Origin of the sequence: Sphingomonas olei, assembly GCF_045369765.1 — a bacterium.
GTDB lineage: Bacteria > Pseudomonadota > Alphaproteobacteria > Sphingomonadales > Sphingomonadaceae > Sphingomonas > Sphingomonas panaciterrae.
Genome location: NZ_JBIQEU010000015.1, coordinates 49,844 through 67,804 on the forward strand (window position 1 = coordinate 49,844; position 17,961 = coordinate 67,804).

23 protein-coding genes and 1 tRNA gene are annotated in these 17,961 nt (G+C 65.2%); 18 read left to right on the forward strand and 6 right to left on the reverse strand.

Translation table 11 applies throughout. The features are described 5' to 3' along the window. The first annotated feature begins 100 nt into the window (after positions 1-100). The 3 genes from moaA to ACH0BU_RS14240 all read left to right on the forward strand — a co-directional run bounded on the left by moaA (position 101) and on the right by ACH0BU_RS14240 (position 2,026). A complete protein-coding gene (moaA, locus tag ACH0BU_RS14230) occupies positions 101-1,108 on the forward strand; it encodes a GTP 3',8-cyclase MoaA (RefSeq protein ID WP_500264213.1) in 1,008 nt (335 codons plus the stop codon). Further along, complete coding sequence (locus ACH0BU_RS14235) at positions 1,105-1,884, forward strand: NAD kinase (protein WP_046408834.1); 780 nt, start codon at positions 1,105-1,107, stop codon at positions 1,882-1,884. Before moaA ends, ACH0BU_RS14235 begins: the two co-directional genes overlap by 4 nt. 67 nt (positions 1,885-1,951) lie before the next feature. Beyond that, a tRNA-Asn gene (locus ACH0BU_RS14240) sits at positions 1,952-2,026 on the forward strand. A gap of 180 nt (positions 2,027-2,206) precedes the next feature. On the opposite strand, the gene ACH0BU_RS14245 is transcribed toward ACH0BU_RS14240, so the two are convergent. From ACH0BU_RS14245 to pspF, 4 genes are all read right to left on the reverse strand, one after another. After that, entirely contained in the window at positions 2,207-3,586 is a 1,380-nt protein-coding gene (locus ACH0BU_RS14245) for a serine hydrolase domain-containing protein (RefSeq protein ID WP_500264214.1), read from the reverse strand. Continuing rightward, positions 3,567-5,135, reverse strand: coding sequence for an alginate export family protein (locus ACH0BU_RS14250; RefSeq protein WP_500264215.1), 1,569 nt, complete (start codon positions 5,133-5,135; stop codon positions 3,567-3,569). The genes ACH0BU_RS14245 and ACH0BU_RS14250 overlap by 20 nt, the downstream gene beginning before the upstream one ends. Before the next feature lie 271 nt (positions 5,136-5,406). After that, positions 5,407-6,015, reverse strand: a complete 609-nt coding sequence (locus ACH0BU_RS14255) for a superoxide dismutase (RefSeq protein ID WP_046408833.1) — start codon at positions 6,013-6,015, stop codon at positions 5,407-5,409. Between the two features lie 117 nt (positions 6,016-6,132). Continuing rightward, positions 6,133-7,254, reverse strand: coding sequence for a phage shock protein operon transcriptional activator (gene pspF, locus ACH0BU_RS14260; protein WP_500264216.1), 1,122 nt, complete (start codon positions 7,252-7,254; stop codon positions 6,133-6,135). A gap of 226 nt (positions 7,255-7,480) precedes the next feature. On the opposite strand from pspF, the gene ACH0BU_RS14265 reads away from it, so the two are divergent. The 9 genes from ACH0BU_RS14265 to ACH0BU_RS14305 all read left to right on the forward strand — a co-directional run bounded on the left by ACH0BU_RS14265 (position 7,481) and on the right by ACH0BU_RS14305 (position 10,732). Next, a complete protein-coding gene (locus ACH0BU_RS14265; protein WP_164518968.1) occupies positions 7,481-7,621 on the forward strand; it encodes a hypothetical protein in 141 nt (46 codons plus the stop codon). A gap of 80 nt (positions 7,622-7,701) precedes the next feature. After that, the gene (pspA, locus tag ACH0BU_RS14270; protein WP_296220873.1) at positions 7,702-8,370 is read left to right on the forward strand and encodes a phage shock protein PspA; all 669 of its coding nucleotides are present in this window, start codon (positions 7,702-7,704) and stop codon (positions 8,368-8,370) included. 2 nt (positions 8,371-8,372) lie between these two features. After that, positions 8,373-8,660, forward strand: coding sequence for an envelope stress response membrane protein PspB (pspB, locus tag ACH0BU_RS14275; protein WP_046408829.1), 288 nt, complete (start codon positions 8,373-8,375; stop codon positions 8,658-8,660). After that, the gene (gene pspC / locus ACH0BU_RS14280; protein ID WP_046408828.1) at positions 8,660-9,043 is read left to right on the forward strand and encodes an envelope stress response membrane protein PspC; all 384 of its coding nucleotides are present in this window, start codon (positions 8,660-8,662) and stop codon (positions 9,041-9,043) included. The genes pspB and pspC overlap by 1 nt, the downstream gene beginning before the upstream one ends. Positions 9,044-9,072: 29 nt before the next feature. Then, positions 9,073-9,402, forward strand: coding sequence for a hypothetical protein (locus tag ACH0BU_RS14285; RefSeq protein ID WP_046408827.1), 330 nt, complete (start codon positions 9,073-9,075; stop codon positions 9,400-9,402). A gap of 11 nt (positions 9,403-9,413) precedes the next feature. Continuing rightward, entirely contained in the window at positions 9,414-9,704 is a 291-nt protein-coding gene (locus ACH0BU_RS14290) for a hypothetical protein (RefSeq protein WP_046408825.1), read from the forward strand. Positions 9,705-9,759: 55 nt separating this feature from the next. Then, the gene (locus tag ACH0BU_RS14295; RefSeq protein WP_046408824.1) at positions 9,760-9,984 is read left to right on the forward strand and encodes a hypothetical protein; all 225 of its coding nucleotides are present in this window, start codon (positions 9,760-9,762) and stop codon (positions 9,982-9,984) included. A gap of 20 nt (positions 9,985-10,004) precedes the next feature. After that, on the forward strand, positions 10,005-10,241 hold the full coding sequence (locus ACH0BU_RS14300) for a hypothetical protein (protein ID WP_046408823.1): 237 nt from the start codon (positions 10,005-10,007) through the stop codon (positions 10,239-10,241). A 74-nt stretch (positions 10,242-10,315) separates the two neighbouring features. Further along, on the forward strand, positions 10,316-10,732 hold the full coding sequence (locus tag ACH0BU_RS14305; protein WP_046408822.1) for a SufE family protein: 417 nt from the start codon (positions 10,316-10,318) through the stop codon (positions 10,730-10,732). A gap of 52 nt (positions 10,733-10,784) precedes the next feature. On the opposite strand, the gene ACH0BU_RS14310 is transcribed toward ACH0BU_RS14305, so the two are convergent. After that, complete coding sequence (locus tag ACH0BU_RS14310) at positions 10,785-11,861, reverse strand: alkene reductase (RefSeq protein WP_046408821.1); 1,077 nt, start codon at positions 11,859-11,861, stop codon at positions 10,785-10,787. A gap of 63 nt (positions 11,862-11,924) precedes the next feature. On the opposite strand from ACH0BU_RS14310, the gene ACH0BU_RS14315 reads away from it, so the two are divergent. From ACH0BU_RS14315 to ACH0BU_RS14340, 6 genes are all read left to right on the forward strand, one after another. Then, positions 11,925-12,851, forward strand: a complete 927-nt coding sequence (locus tag ACH0BU_RS14315) for a DMT family transporter (RefSeq protein ID WP_500264217.1) — start codon at positions 11,925-11,927, stop codon at positions 12,849-12,851. 59 nt (positions 12,852-12,910) lie between these two features. Beyond that, on the forward strand, positions 12,911-13,570 hold the full coding sequence (locus ACH0BU_RS14320) for a COQ9 family protein (protein WP_500264218.1): 660 nt from the start codon (positions 12,911-12,913) through the stop codon (positions 13,568-13,570). A 100-nt stretch (positions 13,571-13,670) separates the two neighbouring features. Continuing rightward, positions 13,671-13,925, forward strand: a complete 255-nt coding sequence (locus ACH0BU_RS14325; protein WP_500264219.1) for a FeoA family protein — start codon at positions 13,671-13,673, stop codon at positions 13,923-13,925. Position 13,926: 1 nt separating this feature from the next. Continuing rightward, positions 13,927-15,792, forward strand: coding sequence for a ferrous iron transporter B (gene feoB / locus ACH0BU_RS14330; protein ID WP_500264220.1), 1,866 nt, complete (start codon positions 13,927-13,929; stop codon positions 15,790-15,792). 8 nt (positions 15,793-15,800) lie between these two features. Continuing rightward, the gene (gene ssb, locus ACH0BU_RS14335; protein ID WP_500264221.1) at positions 15,801-16,343 is read left to right on the forward strand and encodes a single-stranded DNA-binding protein; all 543 of its coding nucleotides are present in this window, start codon (positions 15,801-15,803) and stop codon (positions 16,341-16,343) included. Between the two features lie 190 nt (positions 16,344-16,533). Further along, complete coding sequence (locus ACH0BU_RS14340; protein WP_500264222.1) at positions 16,534-16,815, forward strand: hypothetical protein; 282 nt, start codon at positions 16,534-16,536, stop codon at positions 16,813-16,815. A 525-nt stretch (positions 16,816-17,340) separates the two neighbouring features. On the opposite strand, the gene ACH0BU_RS14345 is transcribed toward ACH0BU_RS14340, so the two are convergent. Continuing rightward, positions 17,341-17,817, reverse strand: a complete 477-nt coding sequence (locus ACH0BU_RS14345) for a DUF6650 family protein (protein WP_500264223.1) — start codon at positions 17,815-17,817, stop codon at positions 17,341-17,343. Positions 17,818-17,961: the final 144 nt, after the last annotated feature.

Consider the following 17,961-nt stretch of genomic DNA (forward strand, 5'->3'; position numbering starts at 1 on the left):
GCTTTTGTGCCCACCCTTGCGGCCGTATGGGTCGCCGCGCGTTGCAGCAACCATGGACAAAGCCTTGTTCCCCCGCCCTGCACGCCTTAGCTGTTCCGATATGGGAGAAACGCCGGCCGACTCCGCATTGATCGACGGCTTCGGCCGATCGATCCGCTACCTGCGCATTTCGGTGACGGATCGCTGCGATCTCCGCTGCCGCTATTGCATGGCGGAGAAGATGACCTTCCTGCCGCGCAACCGGCTGCTGGCGCTACAGGAAATCGCCGTCATCGCCGAACGCTTCATTGCCTTTGGCGTGCGCAAGATCCGCCTCTCCGGCGGGGAGCCGCTGGTGCGCCGCGACGTGGTGGAACTGGCGCATCGGCTCGGCGGCCATGTCGGCCGCGGCCTCGACGAACTCACCATGACGACGAATGCGACACGGCTGGCCGAACATGCCGAGGCACTGGTCGCCGCCGGCATGCGCCGCGTGAATGTCAGCCTCGACAGCCGCGATCCGGCGCTGTTCCGGCATATCACGCGCCACGGAGACGTCGCGCAGGTGCTCGACGGGATTGCCGCCGGTCACCGCGCCGGGCTCGCGATCAAGATCAACATGGTCGCGCTGAAGGGGCTGAACGAGGATGAAATCGCCCCCATGCTCGAATGGTGCATGGCGCAGGGCCATGATCTGACGCTCATCGAAACCATGCCGCTCGGCGCGATTGATGAGGACCGCACCGACCGGTTCCTGCCGCTGACGGCCGTGTTCGATCGCTTGTCTAGCCGCTTCGCGCTGACCCGTGACACCAACGGCACCGGCGGGCCCGCCCGCTACTGGCGTGTCAACGGCACGGCGACCCGGCTGGGGCTGATCTCCCCGCTCACCGCCAATTTCTGTGACGGGTGCAACCGTGTGCGGTTGACGACGGAGGGCCGGCTCTATTCATGCCTGGGGCATGAGGATCAGGTGGATCTCAAACATGCCTTGCGCACCGGGGGCGTCGCCGCGCTTGACGATGCCATCCGGCTCGGGATCGCAGGCAAGCCCGCGCGGCACGATTTCCGCATCGAACGCGGGGCAGCGCCCGCGGTGGCGCGGCATATGAGCGTGACCGGCGGATGACGCTTTACCCCCGGCGGGCTTTGCTCGCCTCGCCTACCGCGTCAGCGCAGGCGGCGCGGGCCGCGCTCGCCGACGCGTGGGACTGGTGCCACATCGACGAAGCCGATCTGGTGATCGCGCTCGGCGGCGACGGCTTCATGCTGCAGGTACTCCACTCGCTGCTCGACGCGCGCCGCTCCAGCGTGCCGGTGTTCGGGATGAACCTCGGCACCGTCGGCTTCCTGATGAACGAATGGCGCCAGCACGATCTGGAAGAACGCCTCGCAAGCGCCCGCGCGGTGAAGGTGACGCCGCTCTTGATGACCGCGACCGGGGCGGACGGCCGCATCCACACCGTTCCCGCGATCAACGAAGTGTCGCTGCTGCGCGAAACCCGCCAGACGGCGAAGCTTGAGGTGTCGGTCAACGACCGCGTCGTGCTGGAGGAACTGGCCTGCGACGGTATCCTCGTCGCGACGCCGGCCGGCTCGACCGCCTACAACCTCTCCGCGCACGGTCCGATCCTGCCGCTCGGCTCCGCGCTGATCGCGCTCACCCCGATCAGCGCCTTTCGCCCGCGGCGCTGGCGCGGCGCGATCCTGCCTGACAAGACCCGAATCAAGTTGCGCGTGCTCGACCAGAACAAGCGCCCCGTGTCCGCCGTGGCCGACCAGCGCGAGATCCGCGAGGTCAGCGAGGTCGACATTGCGATCGATCGCGCACGCGAATTGACGCTGTTGTTCGACCCCGGCCACGCACTGGATGACCGGATTACGATGGAACAGTTCATCGTCTGAGAAAAATCCGGCGATCGGGGGGTTGCAAGCCGCCAGAATCCGGCTAAAGACGCGCCTCCCGCAGCGTTCCCTGATAGCTCAGCGGTAGAGCTCTCGACTGTTAATCGAGCGGCCGTAGGTTCGAATCCTACTCAGGGAGCCAGCGGGACCCGATCGCCCGCCGCGACACGCGCCAGCGATCCTTCCCACCATCATGTCGCTGCAGCCGGTCGCCGCCTTGTCCGGGCACGAACGTCGCAATTGCCTGGCCACGAGCGTCGTACGTGCGATCATGCACCCCGGCACCCGCCGCGAGCTTGCTCACCCTGCCGTGAAGCTTCGCTCACTTGGTCTTCAGATAATTGGCCACCGCCCGGAACGCCGGCATCGACACCGGATCATTATAGGCGTTGCTTGCCCACGGCATCGAGGCGAAGCGCGCGATCACCATTTGCGCTTCGAAGTCGACGTAGATCGCCTGCCCATGCACGCCGCGCGCGGCTACGACCTTGCCGTCCCAGGGATAGATCCACCACAACCCGGTGTAGCTGCCGCCTTTCAGCGCCGGATAGGCATCGCCGAACTTCCTCGGGTCTCCGCCCCGGCGCAGCGCCTGCACCGCAGCGGCCGGGAACAGGCGATTGCCGTTGATCACCCCCTCGTTCATGACCAGCAGCCCCAGCCGCGCGATATCGCGCAGCCCTGCGCTGAGGCCGCCGCCGGCAAAGGGCACGCCATTGCCGTCCACCGTCATGTAGGCGCTCTGCTCTGCCCCCATGGGCCGCCACAGCCGCTCGGACGCCAGGTCGGCGACCGAGCGGTTGCTCGCCCGCGTGACGATCCAGCCCACCATGTCCGCATTGGGCGTCTTGTAGTGGAACGCCTCGCCGTTGCGCCCCTCCGGCTTGATCTGCGCCAGATATTCCCAATAGCCGTTGGGGCCCTTGTAATCCGCCGGTTTGGGCAACGGGCTGGCCGCCTCGGCATATTTCCACACGCCCGCGTTCGGATCGGTGTAATCCTCCGAATAATCGAGGCCGGTGGTCATGTTCATGACGTCGCGCACCGTCGCGGTACCGAAGGCGCTGTTCTTCACTTCCGGCACATATTTGGTCACCGGTGCATTGGGATCGATCTTGCGCTCCGCTACCAGGATCTCGGCGAGCAGCCCGGTGAGCGACTTCGTCATCGACATCGCCGCATGGACGCCATCGGCGGTCAGGCACCCGTTATATTGCTCGTAAATCACTTGCCCGCGGTGCATGATCAGCATGCCATCGGTGTAATTGGCCGCCAGCGATTGCTCCCACGTCATCGGCGTGTTCGAATTGAGCGGGGTGAAGGTCAGCGCATTGATCTCGCTGGTGCGCCGCCGCACCATCGGCGCTTCGGCATAGGCCAGCGGCACCGGGTCGCCGATTCCGCGACTGATGCGCACCGTCGGCAGGAACTGGCGCAGGTGGCACACTGACCAGCGCAGCTTCGGGAAGCTGAAATAGTCGGACTGCGGCTGCCGGATGATCTTGTCCGGCGGCGGCGGGAATCCCTGCATCCATCCCAACACTCGCGGGTCGGAGGCCTGCGCCGACAGGGGCGGCGGCTGCGTGCTGCTGCTGCCGGCCTTGGTTCCCTCCTGCGCGCCCGCGCTGGAGATCGCCACCGCGGCGAGCGACGCCGAGCATACCGCCGCAAGCGCGGCGGCCTTAGTAATTGACCACGACATTGACGAACGCTCCTGACCAGATGGGGGGGCTTTTGTCGGGAAAGGCCGCCTTGATCCCGGCGCCGGGGAAGGACGCGCTCACACCCGCGGTGAGGAACACGTTCTGCGAAAAGACGTGGTTATATTCGAGGAAGATATCGTCCGAGAGGTGCGGCCTGGTCACCCCGGCGATCAGGTTGAACCCGCTGGGTGTCGACACCAGCCGGGTTGCCTGGCCGAACTGGATCGGGCTCGCGAGCTTGTCCACGTTGATATAGGCATAGCGCAGCGTCAGCGCGTCCTTCTTGGACGGCTGCACCGCCAGCGCCACTTCCAGCGCCCTCAGGTTGGAATTGATGAACACCATCGACGATTTGGAGCCAGTGGCCCAAGCACCCGGCGACCCCTCGTAATATAGCGGGTCGAACCGCTCCAGCTTGGGCGTGGTGGGATCGTCGCCGGAGAATATCTTGAACGTATAGCTGAGCGTCGGCGTCCAAGGCAGGTCGGCGAAATTATGGCCGATCTGCGCCCGCGCGGCCCAGGCGGACATGTTGATCCGGTTGTTCCACTCATAGGCCAGGTCGCCAGTGACGAACCAGTTGCGCACCGCCCCGCTGTGCCCGGTGGCGTTGAAATACAGGTTGATCGCATTCAGCTGGTCGCGCCCGTCGGGGATGATCGTCGGCTCCCCCAGCCCGCCCGCGGCAGCGCGGATGTAGGCGGAGTTGGATCGCAGGACGTTGACGTAGGTGAAGCCGATGAAGTCGCCCTCAGGCGTATCATAGCGCACGTCACTGCCCGCCAGCTGGTTGTTGCCATCGTTGGAGGGAAGCTCATTGGGTTCGATGAAATAGCCGGTGATCGTCTGCCGGCCGTTCTTGACCCGCGCGATCGCCGCCTGCTTCCACGCCTTGCGCGGCCCGAATTTCAGCGCGCCACGATCAAACCCGCTGGTGCCGCCATTGGCGATCAGCATGCCGCTGCCCAGCTGCAACTCGCGCGGCCCCAGCGACACGTCAAAGGTGGTCGGCTGGTTCGTCGTGCGAAAGCCGAGATATGCCTCTTCCAGCGTCACCGCGCCCTTGTTGCGCGCATCGAACGCGTCCGTGCCCCAAGTGCGCGATGCGACGCCGGACAGCTTGCCGTAAAAGACGTTGCCGTCGGCGAAGGTCTTGTCGAACCCGATGCCCGGTTTGACGTATCCCTCCAGCCACGTCTGGTCGGAATTGAACTTCGCGTCCGGCGCGTAGACCGACGCAAAGTCCCAGAACAGGTTCGTCTCGCTGACCAGGTTCAGCCCGCCTTGGAAGTACCAGCGCAGCTTCCACCCGTCCTTGTCGTAAAGCGACGTGACATCATGCGCGGGCGCGTACCTGCTGGGCAGCTGGTCGGATTGCAGCGCCGAGGGGCCGCCTTCCGGAAGGCTTGATTGCCCCGCGCGCCGGATTTCATCTTCGGCCTGCGCGTCGGCGGGGCGCTCGGCGCGGACAGCGCAATCGGGACGACCGCGGCAATCTTCCACCAGCTCGACGATGACGATCTGCGGCGCGCCCATGTCGGCGATCATCGCGCGCCCGTCCTCTCCGCCCGCGGGCGGCCCGTCGGCAGCGACGCGGAAGTATGATCGAGAGCAGCCGGCGCCGGATTCGATGAACTGATCCGATACGGTGAATGCCCGGCCCACATGACGGAAAAGGATATGCCTATGCCCGATGCCGGACATTGGATGTTCTACGTAAATCGGCGTGCTCGCCGGCGTCCCGACAAACAAGAAAAGCGGGCGGACCCGGTCAGGTCCACCCGCTTCCCTGCCCGATCAATGATCGGATAGCTGCTGGTCAGGCGGCGTCGAAACGACGGCCGACTTCTTCCCAGTTCACCACGTCCCACCACGCCTTCAGATAGCCGGGGCGGTCGTTCTTGTAGGTGAGGTAATAAGCGTGTTCCCACACGTCATTGCCCAGGATCGGCGTGCCCTTGTCCTTGGCATCGTCCATCAGCGGATTGTCCTGGTTCGGCGTCGACACGACCTTCAGCGCGCCCGACGAGTCCTTGATGACCCACGCCCAGCCCGAGCCGAACTGCGCCGCGCCTTTGCCGTTGAAGTCTTCCTTCAGCTTGTCGAGGCCGCCATAGGCATCGATCGCATCCTTCAGCGCCCCGGTCGGCTGGCCGCTCTTGGACGGGCTGGTCATGATCTTCCAGAAGAAGTCGTGGTTCCAATAGCCACCGCCATTGTTGCGCACGAGCGGCGGCAACGACGAGATCATGCCGAGGATTTCCTCGATCGACTTGCCTTCCAGCTTCGGATCAGCGGCGACGCCCTCGTTCAGCTTGGCGGTATAGGCTGCGTGATGCTTGTCGTGGTGGTAGGTCATCGTCTCCTTGGAGATGACCGGCTCCAGCGCGTCATAGTCGTACGGCAGCGGCGGCAGTTCGAATGCCATGAAATTCCTCCTTCTGGGGTTCGCGTTATCGAACGCGACGCCACCCAAATGGCTCCCGCATGCTCGTTACGCAACCGCTCCGATTCAACGATCGCGCATCGCCGCTTGCAGTCGGCCTCAGCCGCCCGCCCCGATCAGGTCGTGGCGGCGCAACGCATGGCGTAGCTGGTCATAGGTCAGCCCCAGCGAATCCGCCGTCGCGCGCTGGTTGAACCGGTTCTCGGCCAGCGCGCGCGACAGCAATTCGCGCTCGAACAAGGCGACGCGGCTCTTGAAGTCCGATGGACCGACGTCGCACGCCGCCACCTCGTCCCCCTCGGTCATCGCGCCGGGCTGCTGCGGCGGCTGCGACGCCATGGGCGGTGTCGGCATGGCGGGCATCGACGGTGCCGGCCGGGCGCCGCCATCGCCGCTGCCGGCCCCCGGGCGATACGGCGACTGGAATGGATCGAACTCGATCGTCTCGATCGGCCCCTCATGCATCCAGCGATAGACGGCGCGCTCCACCACGTTGCGCAATTCGCGCACATTGCCGGGCCAGCGATACTCGCGCAGCGCCTCCTGCGCCGCCGGGGCGAAGCCGGGCCAGCGCTCCCATCCCATTTCCGCCGCCATGCGCCGTCCGAAATGGTCCGCCAGCACGATGATGTCGCTCTTGCGCGCGCGCAGCGGCGGCAACGTCACCACCTCGAAGGACAGACGGTCGAGCAGGTCGGCGCGAAACTCGTTGCGCTCCACCTTGTCGGGCAGATGTTCGTTGGTCGCCGCGACGATGCGCACGTCGACGCGGATCGGGCGCGACGCGCCGATGCGCGTCACTTCGCCATATTCCACCGCGCGCAGCAGCCGCTCCTGTGCCCCCATCGACAAGGTGCCGAGTTCGTCGAGAAACAGGGTCCCGCCATCGGCCTCCTCGAACCGCCCGACTCGCGCCTTGGTCGCGCCGGTGAACGCGCCCGCCTCATGGCCGAACAATTCCGCCTCGATCAGCGTTTCGGGCAGCGCGGCGCAGTTCATGATGACCAGCGGCTGGTCCCACCGCCCGCTCAGGCGATGGAGCCGCTCGGCGACCAGCTCCTTGCCGGTACCGCGCTCGCCGATGACCAGAACCGGACGGTCAAGCGCCGCCGCACGGCTGGCGCGCTCCAGCGCGTCGAGGAACGCGCCCGACTGACCGATCACTTGAGTCGCCCGTTCGACCATGTCGCTCCACCCTGCCCCGCCCAAGCCTTGGCGCATTTTCCCAATGCTTGGCAATATGTGTTTGAGCGCAGCAAATCACGCGGGCGGCGGCATCCGGCTGGTGCCCACCAGATCTATATCGCTGTTTTTGCGCGTATTTTGGTGGTTGCGGAAAAAAGTTGAAGCTCGGCGAAACTGGCCCAAGTGAAATTGGCACGCCCCCTGCAAAGCACTCGGCATACCCGCAACGTCGGGTCTGACAGATCAGGTAGGGAGATACACCATGACCAACTTCGCTTCGCTGGGCCGCACCCTCGCCGCCATCGCCTGCACCATCGTCTTCAGCACCACCATGGTGGTCGGCGCGGTCGGGCCGGCACAGGCGGGGTCGGCCGCTACCCCCCTCGTTCGCGTGATCGCGTGAACGGCGCCGCCGGGGCGGGTCTTTCCCTCGCTTCGCCCCGGCGGCAAGCCTATAAAAGGGCATCACCAGGAGTTTCGTTGATGGGCATCTTTTCCCGTACCCGCGACATCGTCGCCGCCAATATGGCGGAACTGCTCGAGAAGGCAGAAGACCCGGCCAAGATGATCCGCATGATCATCCTGGAGATGGAGGAGACGCTGGTCGAGGTGCGTGCGTCGGCGGCACGGACGATCGCCGATATCAAGGAGATGCGCCGCCACATGGCCAAGCTTTCCGATATCGAGTCGAACTGGACCGAAAAGGCGGAGCTTGCGCTGTCGAAGGATCGCGAGGACCTTGCCAAGGCGGCGCTGATGGAGCGCCAGAAGGCGTCCGACATGATCGAGCAGCTTCGCGCCGAGGTTGCCGTCCTCGACGACACGCTCCGCTCCTCCGAGGAAGACATCGCCAAGCTGCAGAACAAGCTGCGCGAGGCGCGGACCCGGCAGAACAACATCGCCACCCGGCTGGAAAGCGCCAACAACCGCTCCCGCCTGCGCGAAATGTGGAACGGCCCGCGCACGCACGATGCCTTCAGCCGGTTCGAGATGCTCGAACGCAAGGTCGATGAGGCGGAGGGCCGCGCCGACGCGATGGGCCTGGGCGCGCTGCCCAAGAGCCTCGACGAGGAAATCGCCGAGCTCAAGGCCTCGGACAAGATCGACGCCGAACTCGCCGCGCTCAAGGCGCGCCTGAAGAAGGACAATTGATGATGGAAGAGGTGCTCGTACCGGTTTTCGTCGTGGGCATGCTCTTCATCGGGCTGCCCTGGCTGATCATGCACTATGTCACCAAGTGGAAGCAGTCGCCCGGCGGCATGACCACCGAGGATGAGGCGCTGCTCGACGAACTCCACTCGCTGGCGAAGCGGCTTGAGGATCGGGTGAATACGGTGGAGCGCATCGTCGCTGCCGACAATCCCGATTTCCGCCCCGGCATCGCCGACTACCGCTCTGAACCCGACTACCGGCTCGAAGACCGGAACCTGCGGAGGAACTGATGGCCGACAACAGCCGCACCAAATTCTACCTCAACCGGCAGGAACGCAAGTGGAAGGGCGTGTGCGCCGGAATCGCGGACTACACCGGGATCGAGGTTCTGTGGGTCCGCATCGGGCTGATCCTGCTCACCCTCGCCGGGGGCTTCCCCTGGACGCTGATCGCCTATCTGCTGATCGGCTGGATGGCGAGCGACCGGCCTGCGAACCTCTACGGATCGCCGGAGGATGCGAAGTTCTGGCAGGGCGTGCGCTCGAACCCGAAGCGCACCACGGCGGAGGTCCGCTCCAAGTTCCGCGAGCTGGACCGTCGCCTCGCCGACATCGAGACGCACTACACCAGCCGCAACACCCAGCTCGCCGAAGAGATCGAGCGCCTGCGCTGATTGCCGCGCCAATATGAAAGGGAGAGGCCATGACCGCCGCCGAAAAGATCCAGCTCTTCTCCGCCCTTGCCCCCGTGATTGCCACGGTCGGTGTCGCCGCCATGCTCGGCTGGGTCGCGACGACCTGGATGCGCATCCGCAACGGCTATCCGCTCGACGGCCAATGGGGTCAGGCGCTCTATCCCAAGCGCGACGATGAAACGATCGAGCGGGTGAAGCTGCTGACGCAGGAGAACGGCCAGCTTCGCGCCGAACTCGGCTCGATGAAGGATCGCCTGCAGAACGTCGAACGGATCGTCACCGACAGCGGCCACCTGCTCAGCCAGGAGATCGAGCAGCTGCGCGACCGCGCCAACTGAGGATCGGGACCATGGAAAAGTACAGCTTTGTTCTACTGTTCTTCATGATCGTGGTTGGGCTGCCGGTGATCCTCGGCGTGGGCGGGGACTCCTTCCGCCGCTGGCTTCGGCACAAGGAGAAAATGGCCGAGGCGCTGAATGCCCAGACCGCGGAGAAGGCGGCGCAATATGCCGCCCATACCGAACGGCTGGAACAGCGGGTGCGCGTGCTGGAACGGATCGTCACCGACCGCGGCGTGGTCCTGGCCGACGAGATCGAACAGCTGCGCGAGACGCCGCCGCGCATCGAACGGCCCAACTGAACAAGAACATATCCCCTCTTCAAGGAGTTGATCGATGCCATGGTCTGTCGCCTTCATGGTCATCGCGATCGTGTTGATCACGGCCGTTACCCGGATGCAGCGCGAGAAGTACCGCGGGCTGCGAGACGCCGATGATCATGCGTTACCCGCCGACGCGATCGCCAGCCGCGAGGAAATCCGCCAGCTCAAGGAGCGGATCGCGGTCCTGGAACGCGTCATCACCGACAATCACGGCAGCGCCGATCTGAGCCGTCAGATCGAAGAGCTGCGCGACCGCTGAGTGCGAGGAGGAGCAACGTCATGCCTGACCCCGGCTTCTATATGATCATGGCAACCGCTGCGCTCGCCGGCCTCGCCATGCTGGTTTCGGCCGGCCTCGCCGGCTGGCGCGGGTGGCTGCGGCTGAAGGAGCAGCAATTGCGCCAGGAGGCCGATGCCCGCGCGCCCCATGCGGCGACCAGCGCACGCATCGAGATCGCCGACCTGCGCGAACGCATCCGCAAGCTGGAGGCGATCGCCGCCGGGGTGGACCTTTGATCCACCCCCTCTGCCCGGCGCGGGCGTGACCCGCCCGGTTGCCGCTGTTCCGGCAAGCCGCTAGTCCCCGCGCGATGTCAGACGCCGCGCCCGAACTTGCCGATCTTCGCGATGAATATGAATTCCTCGATGCCGACGATCGCTATCGCCTGCTGATCGATCTCGGCCGCGCGCTGGAGCCGATGCCCGATGCGCTGAAGACCGATGCGACGCTGGTGCGCGGCTGCTCCGCCGCGGTGTGGGTCTATCCCACCCGCAACGACGACGGCACGCTGCACTTCCTCGCCGACAGCAATGCCGCGATCACCAAGGGGATCATCGCGCTGGTGCTGAAGACGGTGCAGGACGCGACACCGCAGGCGATCGCCGCCACCGATATCGAGGGCGCGCTGGCCCCGTTCGATCTGCGTAACCAGCTCAGCTCCAACCGGACGCAGGGTATTCCCAACATGATCGCGCTGATCCGCGAAACCGCCGCGCGCTACCTCTAGGATCATCGACGGTTCGCCGCCCTCCGCGCGTCGCGAAGGGCGGCGCGCCGGTTCAGGCCGCTTCGGCCTTGTACGCCGGATAATCGATATAGCCCTCGGGGCCCTTCGAATACCACGTCTTGGGGTTGTCCTGCGCCAGCGGCAGGCCCTCGCGCAGCCGGTCAACCAGATCGGGGTTGCCGATGAACGCGCGGCCGAAGGCGATCGCATCGGCCAGCCCGGAATCCAGATCGGCCTGCGCCTTCTCCAGCGTGTAATCCTGGTTCAGCACCAGCGGGCGGGTGAACACCTTGCGGATCTGCGGGCTCAGCTTGGGGACGCTCGACGCGCCAAAGGTGCCGTCGGGCGATTGCTCGCGCAGCTCAAGGAACGCGATGCCCAGCTCGTCGAGCACCTTGGCCGCCGGGATGAAGACCGCCTCGGGGTTGCTGTCGTCGGCGCCCTGCGTCTCGCCATTGGGTGACAGCCGGATCGACGTCCGCTCCGCGCCCGCGGCCGCGATCACCGCCTGCACCGCTTCCTTCATGAACCGGATGCGGTTTTCCGGCGAGCCGCCGTAATCATCATCGCGAAGGTTGGTGTTGTCGCGCAGGAACTGGTCGATCAGATAGCCATTGGCGCCGTGCAGCTGCACGCCGTCGAACCCAGCCTTCAGCGCGTTGCGCGCGGCCTGCGCATATTGCTCGATCGCTTCCTTGATCTCGTCCAGCGTCGCGGCGCGCGCTTCGCCATACGGGTTCTTTTCCGGGATCGGATAGGGCGCACGGGTGGCGGATGCCGACAGCGGCTGCAGCTTGTTCACGTCGGGACGCGCCAGCCGGCCTTGGTGCCACAATTGCGCGACGATCTTGCCGCCCTCCTTGTGCACCGCCTCGGTGATCGGCTTCCACGCCTCGACCTGCGCGTCGTTCCAGATGCCCGGCGCATTGGGCCAGCCCAGGCCCTGCGGGCTGATTCCGGTCGCTTCGGAGATGATCACCCCGGCGCCGGCGCGCTGGCGATAATATTCGATCATCATCTCGGTCGGCACGTGGTTGGCGTCGGCGCGGGTGCGCGTCAGCGGCGCCATCAGCACGCGATTGGCGGCGCGGATCGCGCCCAGTTCGATTGGGTCAAACAGGCTCGGCATTCAATCTCCCCTACGTTTCATTTTGCCACGGGACTCCCCCGATCTAGGCGGTTAGGGGGCAGCATGCACGAGGGTCCGACCACAAGAAAAGCTGTATCGCGCGAAAGCGGCAACGCGATCGCATTTGCCGCGCTGATGGTGGGCAACGTGGCGCTCGCCTTCGGCCCGTGGTTCGTCCGGCTGACTGATGTCGGTCCGGTCGCCGCAGCCTTCTGGCGAATCAGCCTCGCGACTCCGGTGCTCCTCGTGCTGGCGGCGGCCACCGGCGGCCGGCTGCTCTCCAGCGTTCGTGGGCTCGGCTGGATATTGATCGGCTCGGGCGTGTTGTTCGCCGGCGATCTCGCGGCCTGGCATGTCGGGATCCATCATACGAAGCTCGCGAACGCGACCCTGTTCGGCAACGCGGCGACCTTTGTGTTTCCGCTCTACGGCTTCCTCGTCGCACGTGCCTGGCCCACGCGGACACAAGGGCTGGCGCTGGCCCTTGCCGCGATCGGCGCCGCCTTGCTGATGGGCCGCTCCTATCAGCTTGCGCCGCAGAACTTTATCGGTGACCTCCTCTGCCTGCTCGCCGGCCTCCTCTACGCCGGCTATTTCATCCTCATGTCGCGCGCGCGGCAGACCATGGCTCCCCTCCCCGCGCTGGGCTTCTCCTCGGCGGCAGCGATCCTGCCGCTGCTCGTGTCGGCGTTGGTGCTGGGCGAAAAGATCATGCCGGCGAACTGGACCCCGCTGATCTCGCTCGCGTTGCTCAGCCAGGTGCTTGGTCAGGGCTTGATGATCTATGCGCTCGGCCGGCTCAGCCCGCTGGTCATCGGCCTCGCACTGCTCACCCAGCCGATCGTCGCGGCCCTGGTCGGCTGGCTTTACTACGGCGAGACGCTGGGCGTCGCTGACTTCGTCGGTGCCGCGCTCGTGGCGATCGCGCTGGTGCTGGTGCGCATCGCGCCGTCCCGCCCCCTTCCCCTCCCTCCGGTGTCCGGCGCGTGAGCGCATGCGTCGCACAAGAGAATGGTACCCCGCGGCCGATTGCAGCGTATAAGCATTGCATGACTGATCCCGCAGACCTCACCCTCGACGAGATCCGCCTGCGTCTCGCGCCTGCCATCGCGGAAAATGCGGCCTTTGACGGCTGGTCGGACACTGCGCGCGATTATGCTGCGGATGGCGAGAACATCGATCGCGATGTCGCCGCGCTCGCCTTTGAGGGCGGCCCGGTGGCGATGATCGACGCGTGGTTCGAAACGATCGATCTGGACATGCTCGCCGCTTTGCCGCCGGAAACGCTCGCCGCGATGAAGATCCGCCAGCGCATCACCGCGCTGGTCGAGGCGCGCCTTGCCGCCACCGCTCCCCATCGGGAGGCGCTGCGCCGCGCGCTCGCGATCCTCGCCATGCCGCAGAACCTCGCCACCGCCACCCGCCTCGGCTGGCGCAGCGTCGACGTCATGTGGCGCGCCGCCGGCGACAAGGCGACCGACTATAATCATTATACCAAGCGCGGCATGCTGCTGGCGGTCTATGGCGCCACCATCACCGTCTTCCTCGATGACGACAGCGAGGATTATGCCGAGACACGCGCCTTCCTTGGCCGCCGGATCGACGGCATCATGCGCTTCGAAAAGGCGAAGGCCGGCATCGTACGCCGCGCCCGCCACCGGCCCAGCCTCAGCCGCTTCGTCGGCCGCCTGCGCTACCCGGTGGTCTGACTCGCCAGCCCGGCCATGCGCCCGTTCGCGGGCGCATCCGGGTTCGACCGCAGCCGCTATCGGAATTGATAATCGTTCGCATCTCCGATACAGCGGCGCCGTGCTTGCTTCCTCTCCCCTCCCGCTCGAATCGCTCCCTGTTCGCCGTCCGGCAACGGTAACCGCCATTGCCTGGGACCGGCTCGCCACGCCCGAGGCGCGCCGCCTGCGCGAGTTTGGCTTTGAGGAGGGCGTCCATGTCGAGGTGATGCACCGCGCGACATTGTTCCGCGGCCCCGTCGCCTGCCGCATCGGCCGCATGACCGTGGCCTTTAGGCGCAACGTCGCCGCCGCCATCACGGTGACGGCCGACTGACATGAGCAATCTTCCGCTGATCGCACTCGTCGGCAATCCCAATGCCGGCAAATCCGCCCTGTTCAACGCGCTCACCGGCGCCCGGCAGAAAGTCGGCAACTATCCCGGCGTCACGGTGGAGCGGCACTCCGGCCGCTTGGCACTAGACGACGGCCGCCCGATCGAGCTCGTCGACCTCCCCGGCACCTACAGCCTCGATCCCTCGTCACCCGACGAACAGGTCACCCGCGACGTATTGTTCGGCAAGCAGGCGGGGGAGCGTCGCCCCGACGCGTTGATCGTCGTGGTCGATGCCGCCAATCTCGATCTTCACCTGCGCTTTGCGTTGCAGCTGATCGCGCTCGGCCTGCCGGTGGTGATCGCGCTCAACATGGTCGACCTGGCCGAGCGTGATGGCCTCACCCTTTCCGCAGAGGCGCTGGCGACGGAGCTGGGCGTACCCGTCATCCCGACTGTGGCGGTGCGCAAGCGCGGCCTCGACACGCTGCGCGCCGCGCTCACCCAGATGGTGGACGGCGGCGCTTCCGCCGACCGCCCCGCCGCGCCGCGCGATCTCACCGCCGATCAACCGATCGCCACCTTCCAGCGCCGCGCACGCGAACTCTCCCGCCTTGCGACGGTCAGCGAGACGCCCACCCGCCGCTGGAACCATGCGCTCGATTCGATCGCGCTCCACCCGGTGTTCGGCCCGATCCTGCTGCTCGCGCTCATGTTCGTCATGTTCCAAGCGGTATTCAGCTGGTCGGAAGCGCCGATCGGCTGGATCGAGGATGGCATGGCCTGGCTCGACGGCGTGGTCCGCGCCGGCGTGCCGGAAGGGTTGTTCCAGTCGCTGCTCACCGACGGCCTCATCGCCGGCGTGGGCGCCGTGGTCGTCTTCCTGCCGCAGATCCTGATCCTGTTCGCCTTCATCCTCGTACTGGAGGCATCGGGCTACATGGTCCGCGCGGCCTTCCTGATGGATCGGCTGATGGCCGGCGTCGGCCTGTCGGGACGCGCGTTCATCCCCCTGCTCTCCAGCTTCGCCTGCGCCGTCCCCGGCATCATGGCGACCCGAACGATCAGCGATGAAAAGGACCGGCTGACCACCATCCTCATCGCGCCCTTGATGACCTGTTCGGCGCGCCTCCCCGTCTACACGATCATCATCGGCGCCTTCATCCCCAACTCTCAGGTGCTGCCTGGCGTCGGCCTGCAGGGGCTGGTGCTGCTCGGCCTCTATATCGCGGGCATCCTCTTCGCGTTCGTCGCCGCGCTGGTGCTTCGCCGCACGGTGACGAGCGGCGAGTCCTCCGGCTTCATGATGGAGATGCCGAAATATCAGGTGCCGCGCCTCAGCGACATCGCGATCGGCCTGTGGAGCCGCGCGATGCTCTTCCTGAAGCGCGCCGGCACGATCATCGCCGCCACCACCGTTATCCTGTGGCTGCTGCTCAGCTTCCCCAAGGCGCCCGACGGGCAGAGCCAGGTCGATTATTCGATCGCCGGCCGCATCGCCTCGGGGATCGAGGTCGTGGTCAAGCCGATCGGCTTCAACCACGAAATCGCGCTGGCGCTCATCCCCGCGATGGCCGCGCGCGAAGTGGCGGTGGCCGCGATCGGCACCGTCTATGCCGTCGATGATCCGGAGGATGCGGAAGGGGCGCGGACGATCGTCGAAAATCTCCAGCGCCGCTGGTCGCTGCCGACCGCGCTCGCCTTCCTGATGTGGTTCGTCTTCGCGCCGCAATGCGTGTCCACCATCGCGATCACCCGACGCGAGACAAATGGGTGGAAGTGGCCGCTGTTCATGGTTGGCTATCTGTTCGCCGCCGCTTACATCATGGCCGGAATCACATACTGGCTCGCGGTTGCCGCGGGTCTCTGAGGAACTTCATGGCAGGCAGCGTCAACAAGGTCATTCTCGTCGGCAACCTCGGTCGCGATCCCGAATCGCGCTCGTTCCAGAACGGCGGCAAGGTGGTGAACCTGCGCATCGCGACCAGCGAAAGCTGGAAGGATCGCAACACCGGTGAGCGCAAGGAAAAGACCGAGTGGCATTCGGTGGCGATCTTCAACGAAGGTCTCGCCAACGTCGCCGAACGCTTCCTGCGCAAGGGGTCGAAGGTGTACATCGAGGGCCAGTTGCAGACCCGCAAGTGGCAGGACCAGCAGGGCCAGGACCGCTACTCGACCGAAATCGTGCTGCAGGGCTTCAACAGCGTCCTGACCATGCTCGACGGCCCCGGCGGCAATGCCGGCGGCGGCGGCGGTGGCCCGCGTGACGACTTCGGTGGCGGCGATGATTTCGGTGATGGCGGCGGCTTCGGCGGCGGTCGTGGGGGCGGCGGCGGTCGCGGCGGCGCCAGCAGCGGCGGCGGCTTCGGCCAGTCGCGCGGCGGCTTCGCCGACGACCTGGACGACGACGTTCCCTTCTAACAGCCGGCAAAAGACTAACGTTTGCCGCATCAGGAATTGAGAACAACCTTAATAGCTTAAGGGTGCCAACACGACAGGCTTGGTGTAATTGTTGAATGAATAAACAGCGTGAGACTCCCGGCAAAAATCGGTAACTTTCGTAAGGGCGTCGCTAGAAGGGGCGTTCCAGCTTGGGGCGGCCCTTCTTCGTTTGTCCAAAAAGTTCTTTGATTTGTTCTACTTTAGTACCATCTCTGCCGGACAGGGCGAGAGGGATAAGCTGCCTCGTGCCGAGGCGGAGCCGCTGGTGGTCGTGCTGGAAAGGCAAGTCGAGGACCTGAAGGCGCAGGTCGCAGACCGCGGCAAGCAGATCGGCGCTTTCAACCAGCTCTTCGTCACCTACCGCTACAACGCTCAGCAGCTCGGTATCACGCCCGAGCAGCTTGAGAAGCCGATCCCGGCGCGCGGCCAGATCGAACGAGGAAGATCCTGACCGTGCCCCGCCGAAACAACAGCGCGATCGGTGACCAGACCCGGTTGCGGCCCTAATCACGATCAACCACGTCCTCGACCGCAGCCCGACGCTAACTGTGTTCCGCGGCGAGGCCCGGCTCGGGTCTTCTGTCGAGACGCGCGGCGGTGGCCTGCGCATACGCCCTTCCGTGGGAGACCTAGCACATAGAGGGCGAGTTCGAGCATGCCATTGCTTTGTCGAACGTCGGCTTTCAGTCAGTACTAACTGCCGCTCTTACTTGGGCTAACCTACGTCCGCTCGTGGGCCGTAAGCCGACAGGCGGCCGTTGGCTTACCGTCCAGCCAAATCGGACATCTCGTCAGGCGGCGCCCTAGGTCGGAAGCCCCAGTTATGACGTTTCGGCTCTCGCTGGCCGCTTACTAAGTATCGGACGGTCGCTCGTCCCAGTTGTAAGGCAGGTTCTGCTACCGTCGTGGTTACGCTGCCGCAAATTTTAGCCCCTAGGCTTACGCGGCCGGCCGCATAATTCGTAATCTCGGGGCATTATTTTCCGATCATGGCGACGCGCAGCTCGGCCCAGTCGACACCTTGCGGCACGATCGTCCTGAGTTGGCGGCCGAGAGCAAGGTCGTAATGTTCGGACAGGATGAGAAAGCAGCAGCCGAATATCAGCCTAAGACGTTCGAGTGCCTCCTCCATAACGTTTCTATTATGCGGTATTTCGCGATTATCCAAATATGCGAGACACGCGTCGGCCATGATCTTAAGCAGACGATGATCGCGCGATCGCTGTCGAACTTTCTTCATTGTCGAGACGATCTCGCGCCGGATCTCAAGCACAGAAACAACCGTCTCCTCTGGTACCTCCCAAGAATGCGGATGATAGAGGACGCGCCTCGCGGAAAGTTCGTCGACCAGCCACTTGATCTCGACTCGCGGGTCTGTACCCTCCTTCCAGCCAAGTGGTCCGATGGCCGTGAGCCTGCGCGCGAGCGATGCGATTTCGTTCGACAGTGACATTTGCCCTCCGGTGCGATCACTAACATACGGCGTAGGCGCTTATCCGAGGCCAGCCTCCAATATGAACTGTCAATCGGCGTCCAAAAAGGACCCCCTATCGGCGTGCAAAAGGGACCCCCTTCGTCGAGCAGCGTGACGGGTATG